The organism is Bacillus sp. V2I10, from assembly GCF_030817055.1.
GTDB lineage: Bacteria > Bacillota > Bacilli > Bacillales > Bacillaceae > Bacillus_P.
Window position 1 is genome coordinate 1,850,424 of the sequence record NZ_JAUSYV010000001.1, and the last position, 16,105, is coordinate 1,866,528.

At 40.9% G+C, this 16,105-nt stretch carries 17 protein-coding genes; 16 read left to right on the plus strand and 1 reads right to left on the minus strand.

Annotation, left to right across the window (positions count from 1 at the left end):
• Positions 1-287: 287 nt before the first annotated feature.
• The 5 genes from dnaJ to deoC all read left to right on the plus strand — a co-directional run bounded on the left by dnaJ (position 288) and on the right by deoC (position 5,343).
• Entirely contained in the window at positions 288-1,400 is a 1,113-nt protein-coding gene (dnaJ, locus tag QFZ72_RS09285; protein WP_252201648.1) for a molecular chaperone DnaJ, read from the plus strand.
• 20 nt (positions 1,401-1,420) lie between these two features.
• A complete protein-coding gene (gene prmA / locus QFZ72_RS09290; protein WP_307432211.1) occupies positions 1,421-2,359 on the plus strand; it encodes a 50S ribosomal protein L11 methyltransferase in 939 nt (312 codons plus the stop codon).
• A 13-nt stretch (positions 2,360-2,372) separates the two neighbouring features.
• Positions 2,373-3,128, plus strand: coding sequence for a 16S rRNA (uracil(1498)-N(3))-methyltransferase (locus tag QFZ72_RS09295; protein ID WP_307432214.1), 756 nt, complete (start codon positions 2,373-2,375; stop codon positions 3,126-3,128).
• A gap of 5 nt (positions 3,129-3,133) precedes the next feature.
• Positions 3,134-4,492, plus strand: coding sequence for a tRNA (N(6)-L-threonylcarbamoyladenosine(37)-C(2))-methylthiotransferase MtaB (mtaB, locus tag QFZ72_RS09300; RefSeq protein ID WP_252201645.1), 1,359 nt, complete (start codon positions 3,134-3,136; stop codon positions 4,490-4,492).
• A gap of 179 nt (positions 4,493-4,671) precedes the next feature.
• Positions 4,672-5,343 (plus strand): deoxyribose-phosphate aldolase, encoded by a 672-nt coding sequence (gene deoC, locus QFZ72_RS09305; protein WP_307432217.1) that lies wholly within the window; start codon positions 4,672-4,674, stop codon positions 5,341-5,343.
• Positions 5,344-5,394: 51 nt separating this feature from the next.
• Here the strand turns inward: deoC and QFZ72_RS09310 are convergent, their stop codons facing one another.
• Complete coding sequence (locus QFZ72_RS09310) at positions 5,395-6,339, minus strand: Na/Pi symporter (RefSeq protein WP_307432220.1); 945 nt, start codon at positions 6,337-6,339, stop codon at positions 5,395-5,397.
• Between the two features lie 208 nt (positions 6,340-6,547).
• On the opposite strand from QFZ72_RS09310, the gene rpsU reads away from it, so the two are divergent.
• The 11 genes from rpsU to QFZ72_RS09365 all read left to right on the plus strand — a co-directional run bounded on the left by rpsU (position 6,548) and on the right by QFZ72_RS09365 (position 16,078).
• The gene (gene rpsU, locus QFZ72_RS09315) at positions 6,548-6,721 is read left to right on the plus strand and encodes a 30S ribosomal protein S21 (RefSeq protein ID WP_015595024.1); all 174 of its coding nucleotides are present in this window, start codon (positions 6,548-6,550) and stop codon (positions 6,719-6,721) included.
• A 13-nt stretch (positions 6,722-6,734) separates the two neighbouring features.
• Positions 6,735-7,181: a GatB/YqeY domain-containing protein gene (locus QFZ72_RS09320; protein WP_307432223.1), complete on the plus strand. Its 447-nt coding sequence runs from the start codon at positions 6,735-6,737 to the stop codon at positions 7,179-7,181.
• 528 nt (positions 7,182-7,709) lie between these two features.
• A complete protein-coding gene (locus QFZ72_RS09325) occupies positions 7,710-9,008 on the plus strand; it encodes an NfeD family protein (protein ID WP_483862265.1) in 1,299 nt (432 codons plus the stop codon).
• Between the two features lie 16 nt (positions 9,009-9,024).
• Positions 9,025-10,017 carry a flotillin-like protein FloA gene (floA, locus tag QFZ72_RS09330; protein ID WP_070875430.1) on the plus strand — a complete coding sequence of 331 codons (993 nt, stop codon included), beginning with the start codon at positions 9,025-9,027 and terminating at the stop codon, positions 10,015-10,017.
• A gap of 30 nt (positions 10,018-10,047) precedes the next feature.
• Complete coding sequence (locus QFZ72_RS09335; RefSeq protein WP_307432227.1) at positions 10,048-10,500, plus strand: hypothetical protein; 453 nt, start codon at positions 10,048-10,050, stop codon at positions 10,498-10,500.
• A gap of 61 nt (positions 10,501-10,561) precedes the next feature.
• On the plus strand, positions 10,562-10,849 hold the full coding sequence (yqfC, locus tag QFZ72_RS09340; RefSeq protein ID WP_252201640.1) for a sporulation protein YqfC: 288 nt from the start codon (positions 10,562-10,564) through the stop codon (positions 10,847-10,849).
• A 16-nt stretch (positions 10,850-10,865) separates the two neighbouring features.
• Positions 10,866-12,050 (plus strand): sporulation protein YqfD, encoded by a 1,185-nt coding sequence (gene yqfD / locus QFZ72_RS09345; RefSeq protein ID WP_307432230.1) that lies wholly within the window; start codon positions 10,866-10,868, stop codon positions 12,048-12,050.
• A 3-nt stretch (positions 12,051-12,053) separates the two neighbouring features.
• On the plus strand, positions 12,054-13,013 hold the full coding sequence (locus tag QFZ72_RS09350; RefSeq protein ID WP_307432233.1) for a PhoH family protein: 960 nt from the start codon (positions 12,054-12,056) through the stop codon (positions 13,011-13,013).
• 62 nt (positions 13,014-13,075) lie between these two features.
• The gene (locus QFZ72_RS09355) at positions 13,076-15,253 is read left to right on the plus strand and encodes an HD family phosphohydrolase (RefSeq protein ID WP_307432235.1); all 2,178 of its coding nucleotides are present in this window, start codon (positions 13,076-13,078) and stop codon (positions 15,251-15,253) included.
• A gap of 59 nt (positions 15,254-15,312) precedes the next feature.
• Complete coding sequence (gene ybeY / locus QFZ72_RS09360) at positions 15,313-15,729, plus strand: rRNA maturation RNase YbeY (protein ID WP_373464674.1); 417 nt, start codon at positions 15,313-15,315, stop codon at positions 15,727-15,729.
• On the plus strand, positions 15,701-16,078 hold the full coding sequence (locus QFZ72_RS09365; protein ID WP_373464675.1) for a diacylglycerol kinase family protein: 378 nt from the start codon (positions 15,701-15,703) through the stop codon (positions 16,076-16,078). The genes ybeY and QFZ72_RS09365 overlap by 29 nt, the downstream gene beginning before the upstream one ends.
• Positions 16,079-16,105 lie beyond the last annotated feature (27 nt).

Here is a 16,105-nt window from a genome sequence, read left to right on the forward strand (position 1 = left end):
TTTTTAATGTTTAGAAAGAAAAAAATTTCGCATTGATGATAGCTCCTCGGTCAGAAGGGGTTCGCCATAAAAATCAAATCCGGACTTTTCTGTCGGATCCTTATCTGTTATGGGTGAGCCGATGAAGGCTCTGGCGCTTTTCTAATTTGAGCAAAGAAAAGACTTTTCCAGAAAGGTTGAATAGATTATGGGTATGGAAACACCTTCTATACTTAAACAATATCTTGCAATCAGGCTAAATCGAGTGATACAATTTACTTTATGTGAGAATTCGGGAGTGAGAAATTATGAGCAAGCGTGATTACTATGAAGTGCTTGGAGTAAGTAAGAGCGCGACAAAGGATGAAATGAAAAAAGCGTACCGCAAGCTTTCTAAACAATATCATCCTGATATCAACAAAGATGCGGATGCAACTGATAAATTCAAAGAAATTTCAGAGGCATATGAGGTCCTGACCGATGATCAGAAGCGTGCACAGTATGATCAATTTGGACATACTGATCCAAATCAAGGATTTGGAGGATCTGATTTTGGCGGAGGATTCGGTTTTGACGATATTTTCAGTTCGATCTTTGGAGGCGGCAGAAGACGCGATCCGAATGCGCCAAGACAAGGTGCAGACCTTCAATATACCATGACTTTGTCTTTTGAAGATGCAGTATTCGGCAAGGAAACAACAATCGAAATACCGCGGGAGGAAACATGTGATACATGTGACGGCTCAGGAGCAAAACCTGGAACTAAGCCGGAAACGTGTAAACATTGTAACGGATCTGGACAGCTGAATGTTGAACAAAACACACCATTCGGCAGAATTGTCAACCGCCGCGTGTGTCATCATTGCAGCGGAACTGGCAAAATGATCAAACATAAATGTTCAACTTGCGGTGGAGCTGGAAAAGTTCAAAAACGCAAAAAGATTTCTGTTAAAATTCCTGCTGGGGTCGATGATGGACAGCAGCTTCGAGTTTCCGGACAAGGGGAACCAGGAATTAACGGCGGACCAAGCGGTGATCTATACGTTGTGTTCCAAGTAAGATCTCATGAGTTCTTCGAGAGAGACGGGGACGATATTTACTGTGAAATGCCGCTTACATTTGCACAAGCTGCTTTAGGTGATGAAATTGAAGTGCCTACACTGCACGGTAAAGTGAAGCTGAAGGTTCCGGCCGGAACACAAACGGGCACTAAATTCCGGATGAAGGGAAAAGGTGTCGCAAATGTGAGAGGCTACGGGCAGGGCGATCAGCACATTATCGTTCGTGTTTTAACGCCTACAAATATTACGGAAAAACAAAAAGAGCTTCTTCGCGATTTCGCTGAAATGAGCGGAGGAAGACCAGATGAGCACGAAGAAAGTTTTTTTGATAAAGTAAAGCGTGCATTCAAGGGTGAATAAACAGAAGTGGAGCTGGTAGAATGAAATGGTCCGAGTTAAGTATTCATACAACACAAGAAGCGGTAGAACCAATTTCGAATATATTGCATGAGGCCGGAGCAAGCGGTGTCGTCATTGAAGATCAAATGGATCTATTAAAAGAACGTGAAAGTGTGTATGGAGAAATCTACCACCTCAATTCTGATGATTATCCCGATGAAGGTGTTATTATTAAAGCATACCTGCCTGTAAACAGTTTCCTAGGTGAAACGGTTGATGAAATTAAAGAAGCTGTAAATAATCTGCTTATTCATGATATTGATTTAGGGAAGAATGATATCTCAATCAGTGAAGTAAATGATGAAGAATGGGCGACTGCGTGGAAAAAGTATTATCATCCCGTAAAGATTTCGGAGCGATTTACGATCGTGCCGACATGGGAAACCTATACACCGGTCCATTCCGATGAACTGATCATCGAGCTTGATCCGGGTATGGCTTTCGGAACAGGGACTCATCCGACAACTGTTCTTTGTATTCAGGCGCTTGAACGCTCTGTAAAAGAACAGGATTTAGTAGTGGATGTAGGCACAGGCTCCGGAGTTTTAAGTATTGCGTCTGCAATGCTTGGAGCAAAACAGGTTCAAGCATTGGATTTAGATCCTGTTGCTGTTGAAAGCGCACGTTTAAATACGAAATTAAACAAAGTGCATCAGGCGGTCACAGTATCTCAAAACAACTTGCTGAACGGAATCCAAGGTCCTGTAGATGTAGTCGTTGCAAATATTTTAGCTGAAGTCATTCTGCGATTTGTCCACGATGCAAATCAGGTTCTGAAGCAAGGCGGTTTATTCATTACCTCTGGAATCATTCTTAATAAAAAGGCTGAGGTTAAAAACGGTTTAATCGAGGCTGGGTTTGAGATTGAAGAAACAGTTGTTATGGAAGACTGGGTGGCCTTTATCGCAAGAAAGAAATAAGAGGTGCTCATCTGTGCAGCGTTATTTTATAAGTGAGAAAAAAGAAAATTTAACATCCAGAATGACAATCACGGGAGACGATGTTCATCACATCTCCCGTGTTATGCGTATGAAACCCGGCAGCAAACTGATTTGCTGTACTTCAGATGGACAGGCAGCGCTTTGTGAAATAGAAGAAGTAAATGATGATGCAGCAGTATGCAGGATTATTGAGTGGCAAAGCGCTGATCATGAACTTCCAGTATCAGTCACGATTGCGAGCGGGCTGCCTAAAGGGGATAAGCTGGAATGGATACTTCAAAAGGGCACAGAACTTGGTGCTGCTTCGTTTATCCCTTTTAATGCTGCTCGTTCCGTTGTAAAGCTTGATGCAAAGAAAGCAGTCAAAAAAGTGGAGCGCTGGAGAAAGATTGTGAAAGAAGCTTCTGAACAATCCTATCGCAACTTAATCCCGGACGTCTTTGAGCCATGCAGCTGGAAGGAACTTATTAATCGTTCCGCTTCATATGACCTGAAAATCGTCGCATATGAAGAATCAGCTAAAAGCGGGGAACTCTCCAATCTTGCAAAAGCATTAAATGAAAGTTATCCAGGTCAATCCATTCTGGTTGTATTCGGACCAGAAGGCGGATTAACGGAAGAAGAAATAGAACAGCTGACAAATGCAGGTTTTATAGCCTGCGGACTCGGGCCGAGAATCTTACGGACGGAAACGGCTCCGCTATATGTTTTATCTGCTGTTTCTTATTATTTTGAATTATCGAGGTGATTAGCATGCCAACCGTAGCATTTCATACACTTGGCTGTAAAGTAAACCATTATGAAACAGAAGCTATCTGGCAGTTATTCAAGGACGCAGGCTATGATCGTTCTGAATATGAAAGCAAAGCTGATGTTTATGTCATAAATACATGTACAGTAACGAATACAGGCGATAAAAAAAGCCGTCAGGTCATTCGCCGTGCAATAAGAAAAAATCCGGACGGCGTTATTTGTGTAACCGGCTGTTACGCTCAAACGTCTCCTGCTGAAATTATGGCGATTCCGGGTGTTGATATAGTAGTAGGTACGTCTGACCGGGTTAAAATGCTTGACTATATTGAGCAATTTAAGAACGAAAGACAGCCTATCAACGGCGTCAGCAATATTATGAAGGCGAGAGTATATGAGGAACTTGATGTACCGGCATTTACCGACCGCACCCGTGCATCATTGAAGATCCAGGAAGGCTGCAACAACTTCTGCACGTTCTGCATTATTCCATGGGCGCGCGGCTTAATGCGCTCACGCGATCCCAAAGAAGTCATTAAACAGGCCCAGCAGCTTGTTGATGCAGGCTATAAAGAAATTGTATTGACGGGAATTCATACTGGCGGATACGGCGAAGACATGAAAGATTACAACTTCGCCATGCTGCTTCGAGATCTGGACACTAAGGTTCACGGCTTAAAGCGCATTAGAATCTCGTCCATTGAGGCCAGTCAAATTTCAGACGAAGTCATTGAAGTTCTTGATCAGTCAGATAAAATTGTCCGTCATTTGCATATCCCGATTCAATCAGCTTCAAATACTGTATTGAAAAGAATGCGCCGAAAATACACGATGGAATTCTTTGCGGAGCGTTTGACACGACTCAAACAAGCTTTGCCCGGGCTAGCTGTTACTTCTGATGTTATCGTTGGTTTCCCAGGTGAAACGGATGAAGAATTCATGGAAACTTATAATTTTATTAAAGAACATAAATTCTCAGAGCTTCATGTTTTCCCTTATTCAAAACGGACAGGAACACCTGCTGCAAGAATGGATGATCAAGTGGATGAGGAAATTAAAAATGAACGTGTTCATCAGCTGATTGCCCTATCCGATCAGCTTGCCAAAGAATACGCATCTGTATATGAAGACGAAGTTCTTGAGGTTATTCCTGAGGAACTATATAAAGAAGATCCTGAAAGCGGTCTTTATGTCGGATATACGGATAATTATTTGAAAGTTGTTTTCCCTGCAACAGAAGAAATGGTCGGTAAAATTGTTAAAGTAAAAATCACTAAAGCTGGCTACCCGTATTCGGAAGGACAGTTTGTCCGTGTCATGGAAGATGAACCGGCAGCTGAAAGTATGCGGAATATCTCTTAACCTGGTCGATTAGACCGGGTTTTTTATTTTATGTATAACACAGGAAACGCACTTTTCTTTTAAAACAGGTTTAGAATTATTTCACTGGTGTAAATTAAGTTTGTACTCGTATTTTTTTTAAAAAAATGTTAAGATGTAAGAGGTCAGACGACTAATTAAATGGAAAAGGGGTACTACATATGTCAGTAAATATTGGCAATATGATTGACCATACAGCGTTAAAGCCAGAAACAACAAAGTCTCAAATCGAAACATTATGCGCAGAAGCAAAGGAATATAAATTCGCATCTGTTTGTGTCAATCCAACTTGGATTGAAACAGCAGCCGCTTTATTAAAAGAAACAGATGTAAAGGTTTGTACGGTAATCGGTTTTCCGCTTGGAGCGACTACAGTTGAAACGAAAGCATTTGAAACAAAAGATGCAATTGCAAAAGGCGCAACAGAGGTTGATATGGTAATCAATATCGGCGCATTAAAAGATAAAAATGATGAGCTTGTTGAACGTGACATCCGTGCGGTTGTTGATGCAGCTAAAGGAAAAGCGCTTACAAAAGTCATCATCGAATCAAGTCTTTTAACAGAAGAAGAAAAAGTTAGAGCATGCGAATTATCAGTGAAAGCTGGAGCAGATTTCGTCAAAACATCCACTGGTTTCTCAACTGGCGGTGCAACTGTTGAGGATATCGCACTAATGCGTAAAACAGTAGGGCCAGATCTTGGCGTAAAAGCTTCTGGCGGCGTTCGTGACCGTGCAGGAGCGCTTGCGATGGTTGAAGCTGGTGCAACTCGCATCGGTGCAAGTGCTGGAATTTCTATTGTTAAAGGCGAAGTTTCTAATTCTGATTATTAATTTCTGACTATGAAAGACTGCTGAAAATTTTTCGGCAGTCTTTTTGCCGTATTAATTTCCTCTAAACAAAGTTGAAAATGAAACAACAAATTTTCCAAAAGCATTAGCAAAAGGCAGCAATGCAAGTGAACTGATGACATTAAAAATTAGACTGAAATGTGCCAGCTGCAGATCAGGCTGTGAAGATAAAGTTTGAACAGCTGCATTGCAATATGAAATGAAAGGATAAAATGCGGCTACACCGATTACATTTACCCACACATGCGCATAGGCGGTCAGCTTTGCTTCTTGATTGGCTCCGGCTGCTGCCATCATGCCTGTAATACAAGTGCCGATATTAGCTCCAAGAACATAAGCAATACCTGCACTGAGCGTAAGAATATCCGCATTTAAAAAACTCATAATGATGCCTGCGGTGGCTGCACTTGAATGAATAATTGCGGTTAAAACCGTCCCGCATAGGACTCCTGCAAAAGAGTGTTCATTTGTGTACAGCAATAATTCATGAACAAGTTCCAGCTGGGATAGAGGATTAGCAAGCCGGCCAAACCCTGCCATCGCTGAAAAAAGTGCTCCTAGCCCCATAAAAACAGCACACATTCGCATCAGCGCTTCTTTTTTAAAGGCAGCTCCTATTAAAAGACATAGAAATCCTATAATGAAAAGGGGAAGAATCAAAGATCCAATATCCAAAGTGATTAGTTGTGTAGTGAAAGTAGAGCCAATATTTGTTCCAAGAATAATTCCAATCGTCTGTTTAAACGAGATGACTCCAGCTGAAACAAGACCTATTACAATTACCATCACAGCTGAACTGCTTTGCAGAATGCCCGTGAATATGATTCCCGCCATAAAAGCTTTGACGGGATGGTTAATACAAGTATAGATCCAGCTTCTCATCGCCTGTCCGGATAGAATAGACAGGCCTTTTTTCAGCAAATGCATACCGGCTAAAAAAACGATTAAGTAAAGGAAGAAAAAGCCTGCAGTGCCCATCAAATCACCTCTTATTAAAAAATATATGGACAAGCGCCCAGCAGCATGACTGAAAATTAGGGGGCAAAAGAACGAAGTTAAGAACTTTTTTTTATATAAGTTGACCTCGGAGAAACGTTATATTATAATTGCAAAGTACATGTTTTCTTTAAACATGTTTATTAAACAGATGATGTCGATTGGTTGTATTCGGAGGGAGGGAATAAGAATGTCAAAAACGGTCGTTCGTAAAAACGAGTCGCTTGAGGACGCTCTTCGTCGCTTCAAACGTACAGTATCAAAAAGCGGTACTATACAAGAAGCAAGAAAGCGCGAATTCTATGAAAAACCTAGCGTAAAACGTAAGAAAAAGTCTGAAGCTGCTAGAAAACGCAAATTCTAAAGAGGGTGGATCTATGAGTCTTCTTGAGCGTTTGAATCAAGATATGAAACAAGCGATGAAGAACAAAGAGAAGGACAAACTGGCTGTTATCCGAATGGTGAAAGCCTCATTACAAAATGAAGGCATCAAGCTGGGTAAACAGGAGTTGTCTGCTGAAGAGGAACTGACTGTGTTTTCTCGCGAATTAAAGCAACGTAAAGACTCCCTCCAGGAATTCAGTAAAGCTGATCGCTTAGATTTAGTTGAAAAGACACAGGCTGAACTTGATATTTTAACTGTATACATGCCTGAACAGCTTTCAGAAGAAGAGCTTCAAGCTATTGTGAAAGAAACAATTGCAGAAGTAAATGCAACTTCTAAAGCAGACATGGGTAAAGTTATGGCTGCGATCATGCCTAAGGTAAAAGGTAAGGCTGATGGCGCGCTTGTCAATAAAACTGTAGCTGGACAGCTATCATAAAAAGACGGAAAACACCTTGTTCATTTGAACAGGGTATTTTTTATGTTTTAAATGGAAAAGCAGATCGTAACAAATTTAGCTGAAAAAAGATCATTTAAGCTTGTTAGATAGATACAAAAAAAGTGGATAAATAAGAAAGCGGCTTACGGGCGCTTCCGCTTTTCCTATTGTCCAGCTCCACCGCCCAACTCCTCGGCCAGAACGTCTCAGCATGAAAAGTTAAACCCGGACTTTCCAGTCTGACCCTTTTCTGTCTGTCGGGGCTAAACAGATATTTCTGCTTCACACATTGTCCAGTTCCACCTCCTAGCCCCTCGGCCAGAACAAAATCCCTCAAAAAGTCAAACCCGGACTTTTCGGATGAATTCTTATCTGTCTGTCGGGTCTAAACAGTCGGTTCCACATTTCTAATAGAATTTTTCATAAAAACGAAACCTATACTTAAGATGAAACGTATTACAATTAAACCTTACGATTGAAAGGAGGCTTGCGATTCACTTGATAAGCAATCATAACCGTTTGTTTCATATATTATTTGGAATTGTTTTGTTTCTTTCCCTGTTTGGAAGTGCTTATATGCCCGCTGCAGATAATGCTTCTGAAAAAGTTGCGGTCATACCAATTGAAGAAACCGTTGAAAAAGGCTTATCACAATTTATTAAAAGATCTTTTAAGGAAGCAAGAGAAGAAAAGGTCGATCACATTATTCTCGATATAAATACTCCGGGCGGAGCGGTTGATGCTGCACTTGAAATTGCGGACACAATCAGAGCATCAGAAATCCCTGTAACCGCTTTTATAGATAGAAGGGCTTTATCTGCCGGAGCTTACATTGCTTTGAATGCTGATCAAATTTACATGGTTCCGGGAGCTAAGATGGGCTCTGCAGCTATTATTGATTTAGAAGGCAATACGGCTGATAAAAAAGCTGAATCCGTCTGGCTGGCTGAAATGAAAGAATCAGCAGAACGGAATAACAGAGATTCAAAATACGCACTTGCTATGGCTGATCCCGATGTGGACCTTCCGGAGTATGGAGCAGGCAAGGGTGATCTATTGACTCTGACCGCAGAGCAGGCGGTAGAGGTAAATTATGCAGAAGGAATTGCTAAAAACCTGGACAGTTTGTTAAGTGCACTTAACTTAGGTTCAGCTGAAGTGATTGAAATGGAGGTTAGCTTTGCTGAGAAAGTAGCAAGATTTGTGACCAATCCAATTGTGATACCGATCCTGCTTTCAATTGGAAGTCTTGGACTTATCGTTGAATTATACAGTCCTGGCTTTGGTCTGCCGGGCTTTATGGGCTTATCATCGCTCTTTCTATTCTTTTACGGACATTATATCGCAGGGCTTGCCGGACTCGAAACCGTGATTTTGTTTATCGTTGGATTAATTCTTGTGGCAGCGGAGTTTTTTGTTCCAGGTGGCATTATCGGCTTTATTGGATTTGGAGCCATCCTATTGAGCTTTTTTATAGCAACTGATGATATTGCATATATGGCATTTTCATTAGTTGTGGCATTACTCGTTGCCGTAACGGCAGCCATCATATTTGTAAAGGTGTTTGGAAAACGTATGAATATATTTAAGAAACTAATCTTGCGTGATTCTACAAATACTGAAAGCGGGTATGTTTCAAATCGGAATCGTTTGGAGCTGATTGGGAAAACTGGTATAGCCCTCACATCCATGAGACCATCAGGAACTGCCCTCATAGATGATGAACGAATCGATGTTGTTACAGAAGGAATGTATATTGCAAAAGATCAAAAGATTAAGATTGTTAAAGTTGAAGGCTCACGTGTTGTCGTGAGGGAAATCCTTTAATACAAGGAGGAGTACAATGGATCCGTCATTGCTTTTAACGTTAGGATTAATTGTTATTGGTGTTATATTAATAGGTGTTTTATTTACTTTTGTACCGATTACGCTGTGGATTTCAGCACTTGCTGCGGGAGTTCGAATCAGCATCTTTACTCTTATTGGAATGAGGCTTCGCCGTGTAAGCCCAAATCGAATTATCAATCCGTTAATTAAAGCTCATAAAGCTGGGCTTGGTGTGACGATTAATCAGCTTGAGAGTCATTATTTAGCGGGCGGTAATGTAGACCGGGTAGTCAATGCCTTAATAGCTGCAGAGCGTGCGAATATTGAGCTTTCTTTTGAGCGCTGCGCAGCGATTGACCTTGCAGGGCGTGATGTTTTAGAAGCCGTTCAGATGAGTGTAAATCCTAAGGTTATTGAAACGCCGTTTATCGCTGGTGTTGCAATGGATGGAATTGAAGTGAAGGCTAAAGCACGTATTACGGTCCGAGCAAATATTGAACGGTTAGTCGGGGGAGCCGGCGAAGAAACGATTATTGCCCGTGTAGGTGAAGGCATAGTCAGTACAATCGGTTCTTCTGGCAATCATAAAAAAGTCCTTGAAAATCCTGATATGATTTCTCAGACAGTGTTAAATAAAGGCTTAGATTCCGGAACTGCTTTTGAAATTCTTTCGATTGATATTGCAGATGTTGATATCGGCAAAAATATCGGAGCTATCCTACAAACAGATCAAGCTGAGGCGGATAAGAAAATTGCCCAGGCAAAAGCAGAAGAACGCCGTGCTATGGCAGTTGCCCTAGAGCAGGAAATGAATGCAAAAACGCAGGAAATGAGAGCGAAAGTAGTTGAAGCGGAAGCGACAGTCCCGCTTGCAATGGCTGAAGCTTTGCGAAATGGGAAAATTGGCGTCATGGACTATATGAATTTTGAAAACATCAATGCAGATACAGATATGAGAGATTCAATCGGAAAATTATCAAAAGATCAGCCGGATCATGATAATAAATAGGAAAAGCTCGAAAAAGGAGGGTGCTGACGAATGGACTTAGTTGACTTTATTCTTAGCAATCCATTAGTTATTGCGGGCTTTATCTTTGTTTTATCATCCTTATTCGGCAAAAAAAAGAAGGGAAAACAACAGCGAAGGCAAATGGAAAACCCAGCATCTTCTGCGTCTGTCCCCGTACCTTCAATTGATCAGACCGCAAATCAGCCGGCAGCTGAAGAACGATTGAAAGAAGCGATTGATACAATAGAAAACAGACATCACTCAGCAAAAAGTGAAATGATCGAACTTGGAAATGAAATTGGCTCAGCGGCTGATGCAATTCAAGCTGAAATTCAGACTGACTCTAAAAACAGTCAGCTTAAGCGCACGACAGCAAACCCTGTGATAAATAAGGATAACGTTGTGCAAGGGATTATCTGGAGTGAAATTCTCGGTCCACCAAGATCTAAAAAGCCGCATGCCTCTGCTAAACGCCGAGTTTAAAAAAGAAGTGTTAGAACCCCCTTTCAACTCATACATATGAGATGAGAGGGGGTTCTTTTTTATGGCGAAAAAATGGCGACAGCATGTAGCGAAATGGATCTCACGAACAGTAGAAATACCCCAGGATGTCATGATGGATCTTCCCCGCATCACGATGATCGGCCAAATACATATTTATATTGAAAATCATAGAGGGCTGCTCACTTTTACAGATAATGAACTTCGGCTTTTACTCAAACAGGGACAGCTACAGATTAAGGGTGAAGCCTTTGTTATAAAAACGATTTTGCCGGAAGAAATCCTTCTGCAGGGAAAAATCGATCAAGTTAATTACTTAGAACAATCATGAGTATAGGAGGGTAACGATGAAAAACCAATGGACCCATTTCTTTTACGGCGTCATCAAAGTGACAATTACAGGAAGAGGCACTGAAAGGTTTATTAACGACTGCATCAGAAAGGACGTACCTGTATGGAATGTAAGAAGAGAAGATGAGGCGGTCTCTTTTTTTATTCGTCTGAAAGATGTACATGCCATTCGGGCTGCGGCACGTAAAAATGAATGCAAATGCTCATTGAAGAAAGTGTCCGGCTTGCCTTTTCTTATTCAAAAATCCTTGAAAAACAGCGGTTTTGTCATTGGATTCGCCCTCTTTTTTACCGTTATTCTTCTTTTATCCAACATGATTTGGGGAATTGATATAAAGGGAGCAAAGCCTAGCACCGAGCACCTTATAAAAAAAGAGCTTGATGCAATGGGTGTGAAGGTTGGGAAATTGCAGTTCTTTACTCTTGATCCTGACTCCATTCAAAAAAACCTGACAAACAATATCAAAGAGCTTACTTGGGTTGGAGTAGAACTGAAGGGCACAAACTATCATTTTGAGGTTGTTGAGAAAAATGAACCGGAAAAAATCACGTATTCAAGTCCGCAGCATATCGTTGCAAGGAAAAAAGCGATTATTACTAAAATGTACGTTGAAAAAGGACAGCCTGCGGTATCTATTAATGAGCATGTAAAAAAAGGACAGCTGCTTGTTTCGGGAATAATAGGCAATGAGAATAATCAGCAGAAAGTGGCAGCGAAAGCAGAGATACTGGGAGAGACATGGTACCGTTCTGAAGCGGAAGTGCCTATTCATACAACGTTTAATGTTTTTTCTGGAGATGACAAACGCAAGTATTACTTAGAACTTGGGTCATGGCAGCTTCAGGTGTGGGGATTTAAGCAGGACATGTTTAAAGAATTTGAAGTGGAGGAAGATATAAGATCAGTTAAATTTCTGAATTGGAACCTGCCGATTGGATACGGTAAAAAAATCTACCGCGAAAAAGAAGTTGTTAAACGCAGTTACACAAACGAGGAAGCACGGACAGCTGCCCTTGAACTAGGCAAAAAAGAGTTATTGAATGAATTGGGAGAAGAAGCAGAAATAAAGGGTCAAAAAGTTTTGCACCAGACGAATGAGAATGGTAAAGTAAAACTAACAGTGCTCTACCAAGTTATAGAAAATATCGTAAAAACTACACCAATTGTTCAGGGAGATTAAATAATGCCAGAAGAACTAGTTACGATAAATCAGCAATTAGAAAACCCAAATGAAGCGGTTGCTCTGTTTGGAAATAATGATGCACATTTAAAGCGTATGGAAGATGAACTGAACGTCTCCATTGTAACGAGAGGCGAAGCGGTTTACGTATCCGGGGACCCTGACGGTGTTCAGACAGTTAATGATGTATTGAAGTCGCTGTTAGTCCTGATTCGCAAAGGAATCACCATCAGTGAACGTGACGTTTTATACGGAATTGAAATGGCAAAACGCTTAAAACTTGATGAATTTGAAGCATTATATGTAGATGAGATCAGCAAAGACGCCCGCGGGAAATCAATCAGGGTTAAAACTCTTGGACAAAGACATTATATCTCTTCTATCAGGAATAAAGATCTTGTCTTTGGTATTGGACCTGCAGGAACAGGAAAAACATATTTAGCCGTTGTCATGGCAGTGAGTGCTTTAAAGAATAACAGCGTTAAAAAAATTATTTTAACCAGACCTGCGGTAGAAGCCGGAGAAAGCCTTGGATTCCTTCCAGGGGATCTTAAAGAAAAAGTTGATCCTTATTTACGGCCTCTATACGATGCTTTGCATGATGTACTTGGAATGGAGCACACGCAAAGATTAATTGAAAGAGGTACAATAGAAATTGCTCCTCTAGCCTACATGAGAGGCAGAACGCTTGATGACGCTTTTGTTATTTTGGATGAGGCCCAGAATACGACACCAGCGCAAATGAAGATGTTTTTGACAAGGCTTGGGTTTGGCTCAAAAATGGTCATTACAGGAGACATTACTCAGGTAGACTTGCCAAAAGGCGTTAAATCAGGACTTGCTGCCGCAAAAGAAACTTTAAGTTCTGTCAGCGGCATTGCTTTTAACGAACTGCAGCAATCAGATGTTGTTCGCCACCCGCTGGTTGCGAAAATCATCGAAGCATATGATCAGACAAAGTGACCCGACAGCCCGATTTCGGGTCACTTTTTTCACGATTGCAAAGGGGAGCAGGGGGTGAGGTTATGAAAACGAAGCAAAAGCCTAAATTTAGTCAGCTAATCGAAAAAATAAAGAATAATAAATTTATACATATATCGATGTATATCATGCTTGCCGCGGTTATTTTTGTCTCGCTTTACAGCAATGTAAAGCCGGAAACGATTGATGTTGAACTTTTCACTTATTCCGATCAAACGATCATTGCCCCTACACAGGCAGATGATACCTATGAAACGGACAACAAGCGCCAGGAAGCCTATGACGCAGTTGAAGACGAATATGTTTTAAGAAAAGACTATGTCGTAAATAGAGTAGAAGTCATCACTTCCATTTTTGATTTTGTAAAAGAAACAAATAAAGAGGCGGCAGATGAAATAAAACTGCAGAATGAAAATGTCACAGAAGGTGAAGAAGCCTATTCTATTTCAGCAGATGAAAAGCTTAAACGTTTAAAGGACAAGCTTACTTCGGATATTAGAGAGAAAATTCCTGATGATGCCTTCAGAGCGCTGCTGGACTCTTCAGACAATGAATTGGCCATTGCAAAAGATGCAATCATTACGGCCGTTAATCGCGTAATGAGCGATGAAATTCCCCTTCAGAAACAGGATGAAGCAAAGGGCCTTGTCGAAGAATATCTTAAGTCTTCTACACTGCGGGCTGACTTATCAAATGCAGCTGTTCAGCTTGGGAGATACGCGGTGATTGCAAACTATGTATTTGATCTTGATGCAACGGAAGAAAAAAAGCAGCAGGCTTATGATGATGTGAAAGAAGTGCAGATTAAACAAGGCCAGATTCTTGTTGATGAAGGCGGTTACATCAGCAGAGACATCTACCGGAAGCTTGCTCTTGTCGGGCTTCTCGATAATCAGCTGGCACTAAAGCCGTTTGCAGGACTAATGCTGATTATTCTTTTAATTATTGCGACACTGATTTATTATTTTGAAGTACCTGATAAGCCTTCAGAGAGAAAAAATCACTCTCTTATTCTTTACGTTTTAATTTTCAGCATTACGATCCTGCTCATTAAAATTATCAGTTTCTTCCAGGAAATTGATTATTCGAATGTAGGATATCTGGTTCCTGTTGCAATGGGAGCCATGCTTATTAAGCTTCTTCTTCACGAGAGGCTTGCCATTTTAACGAGTATAATTTTTGCCGTCTGCGGCAGTATTATCTTTAATGAAGGCGTTACGGGTACATTCAATTTTTCAATCGGCGTGTATTTCCTGTTTGGAAGTATAGCGGGAGTCTTATTTCTGAATGAGCAAAATGTCCGTTCCAGGATTCTTCAGACTGGATTATTTGTAGCCTTGATTAATATCCTTATCATTACTTCTATCCTATTAATGCAAAATGGAAGCTATTCAAACATTGAACTCGGTTCATACTTTATCATGGCACTTGCGTCAGGACTTGTGTCGTCCGTTTTGACTATCGGATTTATGCCTTTTTTTGAAACGGGGTTTGGAATACTGTCTACAATGAAATTAATTGAATTATCGAATCCAAATCATCCGCTTCTCCGCAAAATATTAACTGAAACACCGGGCACATACCATCATAGTGTCATGGTTGCCAACTTATCTGAGGCAGCTTGTGAAGCAATTGGGGCGAATGGCCTTCTTGCTCGTGTGGGAGCCTATTACCATGATATTGGCAAAACAAAACGGCCTCAGTATTTTATCGAAAATCAGATGAATATTGAAAATCCGCATGATAAATTGTCGCCTCAATTAAGCAAGAATGTCATTATTTCTCATGTATCAGATGGTGCAGAGCTTCTCCGCAGGCACAAAATGCCTAAGGAATTTGTAGATATAGCCGAACAGCATCACGGAACAACGTTATTGAAGTTTTTCTATCATAAAGCTAAACAAAATCATCCTGATATTTATGAAGAGGAGTTTCGTTACCCGGGACCTAAACCACAGACGAAAGAGATCGCGATTATCTCAATAGCTGACAGTGTTGAAGCCGCAGTGAGATCCATGTCGAGTCCAACTCCTGATAAGATTGAAAAGCTTATTCGGGGCATTATAACAGACAGACTTCAGGATCATCAGCTTAACGAATGTGATTTAACGCTCAGAGAGCTTGATATTATTGCAAAATCATTCAGTGAAACATTAAAAGGTATTTTTCATTCCAGAATCGAGTATCCTGAAATTTCAAAACAGAAGGTGAAACAAGCATGACTAGAATGATTATTGATATGGAAGATGAAACAGAATTGCTGACAGAAGAACAGCTTGAAATGGTTGAAACGCTGCTTCAGCACGCAGCTGAAGCAGAACGCGTTGCGCAGGACGCTGAGCTGTCTGTCACTTTTGTTGACAATGAAAAAATTAAAGAAATCAATCGGGATTACCGCAGCAAAGATCAGGTTACAGATGTCATATCTTTCGCCATGGAAGAGCAGGGAGAAGGGGAAGTTTCAATTGTAGGGGTGGACATGCCTCCGGTTTTAGGAGATATTATTATATCTGTCCCCCGTGCATCAGAGCAGGCTGAGGAATATGGTCATTCCTTTACAAGAGAGCTTGGCTTCCTGGCTGTTCACGGTCTGCTTCATTTGCTTGGCTATGATCATATGACAGAGGAAGATGAGAAAAAAATGTTTGGAAAACAAAAAGAAATTCTGGATGCATATGGGCTCAAAAGAGAGATCTGAGCGGGAACGTTTCATTAGAAGCTTTTCCTATGCGTGGGATGGGATAAAGAGCACATTTGGATCTGAACGTAATTTTCAAATACATACCGTCATTTGTATTCTTGTTACAGCTGCAGCCTTCTTTTATCATATCACCCTCACTGAATGGCTTATCGTCCTTTTCTTAATGGGGGGAATGCTGTCGCTTGAGCTGATGAACACGGCCGTAGAACGGCTTGTGGACCTTGTCACGGCAGAATATCATCCGCTGGCAAAAGCAGCTAAAGATGCTGCAGCCGGTGCGGTTTTGATTTATGCAGTGCTAGCAGTTATTATAGGGTTAGTCATCTTTATCCCTAAAATTTTATAAGTTATGAGAAAATTCTTACAATTAAAT

Coding starts and splice junctions, on each gene's coding strand:
- dnaJ (WP_252201648.1), top strand. CDS start 288: ATGAGCAAGCGTGATTACTATGAAGTGCTTGGAGTAAGTAAGAGCGCG.
- prmA (WP_307432211.1), top strand. CDS start 1,421: ATGAAATGGTCCGAGTTAAGTATTCATACAACACAAGAAGCGGTAGAA.
- mtaB (WP_252201645.1), top strand. CDS start 3,134: ATGCCAACCGTAGCATTTCATACACTTGGCTGTAAAGTAAACCATTAT.
- deoC (WP_307432217.1), top strand. CDS start 4,672: ATGTCAGTAAATATTGGCAATATGATTGACCATACAGCGTTAAAGCCA.
- QFZ72_RS09310 (WP_307432220.1), bottom strand. CDS start 6,339: ATGGGCACTGCAGGCTTTTTCTTCCTTTACTTAATCGTTTTTTTAGCC.
- rpsU (WP_015595024.1), top strand. CDS start 6,548: ATGTCAAAAACGGTCGTTCGTAAAAACGAGTCGCTTGAGGACGCTCTT.
- QFZ72_RS09320 (WP_307432223.1), top strand. CDS start 6,735: ATGAGTCTTCTTGAGCGTTTGAATCAAGATATGAAACAAGCGATGAAG.
- floA (WP_070875430.1), top strand. CDS start 9,025: ATGGATCCGTCATTGCTTTTAACGTTAGGATTAATTGTTATTGGTGTT.
- QFZ72_RS09335 (WP_307432227.1), top strand. CDS start 10,048: ATGGACTTAGTTGACTTTATTCTTAGCAATCCATTAGTTATTGCGGGC.
- yqfC (WP_252201640.1), top strand. CDS start 10,562: ATGGCGAAAAAATGGCGACAGCATGTAGCGAAATGGATCTCACGAACA.
- yqfD (WP_307432230.1), top strand. CDS start 10,866: ATGAAAAACCAATGGACCCATTTCTTTTACGGCGTCATCAAAGTGACA.
- QFZ72_RS09350 (WP_307432233.1), top strand. CDS start 12,054: ATGCCAGAAGAACTAGTTACGATAAATCAGCAATTAGAAAACCCAAAT.
- QFZ72_RS09355 (WP_307432235.1), top strand. CDS start 13,076: ATGAAAACGAAGCAAAAGCCTAAATTTAGTCAGCTAATCGAAAAAATA.
- ybeY (WP_373464674.1), top strand. CDS start 15,313: ATGGTTGAAACGCTGCTTCAGCACGCAGCTGAAGCAGAACGCGTTGCG.
- QFZ72_RS09365 (WP_373464675.1), top strand. CDS start 15,701: ATGCATATGGGCTCAAAAGAGAGATCTGAGCGGGAACGTTTCATTAGA.